Annotated in this window: 1 protein-coding gene; it reads left to right on the top strand. The window is 60.6% G+C overall.

Annotated features, from left to right (window positions below; all coding sequences use genetic code 11):
• Window positions 1-1,272: serine hydroxymethyltransferase (glyA, locus tag AC2FH2_RS19740; protein ID WP_496824983.1), on the top strand; the 1,272-nt coding region annotated here is incomplete at its 5' end.

The following is a 1,272-nucleotide window of genomic DNA, read 5'->3' on the forward strand; positions in this document are numbered from 1 at the left end:
GGTTTTTTCACCCAGTCTCTCTCAGAGCGCGACCCAGAGCTGTTCGGCTCGATCACGTCCGAGCTGGGCCGTCAGCGCGACGAGATCGAATTGATCGCGTCCGAGAACATCGTCTCTGCTGCCGTGATGGAAGCGCAGGGCTCGGTGATGACCAACAAATACGCCGAAGGATACCCCGGCAGGCGTTACTATGGCGGGTGTCAATTTGTTGATATCGCTGAAAATATGGCCATCGACCGCGCCAAGCAGCTGTTCGGTTGCGGCTTTGCAAACGTCCAGCCGAACTCTGGCTCTCAGGCAAACCAGGGCGTGTTCCAGGCACTGATCAAACCCGGCGACACCATCCTGGGCATGAGCCTGGATGCGGGGGGCCACCTGACCCATGGCGCCGCACCCAACCAGTCGGGCAAGTGGTTCAACGCCGTCCATTACGGTGTGCGCAAACAGGACAACCAGATCGACTATGACCAGATCGAAGCGCTGGCGAAAGAGCATCAGCCCAAGCTGATCATCGCAGGCGGGTCGGCCATTCCGCGCATCATTGATTTTGCCCGCATGCGCGAGATCGCGGACATGGTCGGCGCCTATCTGCATGTCGACATGGCCCATATCGCCGGTCTGGTCGCGACAGGCGCACACCCATCGCCCTTCCCGCATGCGCATGTGGCTACTACCACCACGCATAAAACCCTGCGCGGTCCGCGGGGCGGCATGATCCTGACCAATGACGAGGCGATCGCCAAGAAAGTGAACTCGGCCATCTTCCCTGGCATTCAGGGTGGCCCGCTGATGCATGTCATCGCGGCCAAGGCCGTGGCCTTTGGCGAAGCACTGCGACCCGAGTTCAAGGACTACATCGCCCAGGTGGTCACCAACGCGCAGGCCCTGTCGGACCAGTTGATCAAAGGTGGGCTGGACACAGTCACCCACGGCACCGATACCCACGTGGTTCTGGTGGACCTGCGCCCTAAAGGCGTCAAAGGCAACGCGACTGAAAAGGCACTGGGCCGGGCGCATATCACCTGCAACAAGAACGGTGTCCCGTTCGATCCCGAAAAACCGATGGTGACCAGCGGCATACGCCTTGGCAGCCCCGCAGGCACCACCCGCGGCTTCGGCGAGGCCGAGTTCCGCCAGATCGCCGACTGGATCATCGAAGTGGTCGACGGTCTGGCCGCAAATGGCGAGGACGGTAACGGTGAGGTCGAGGCCAAAGTCAAAGCCGAAGTCGCAAACCTCTGCGCCAGATTCCCTATCTATCCAAACTTGTAA

It is taken from the genome of Ruegeria sp. YTSA105 (assembly GCF_059610225.1).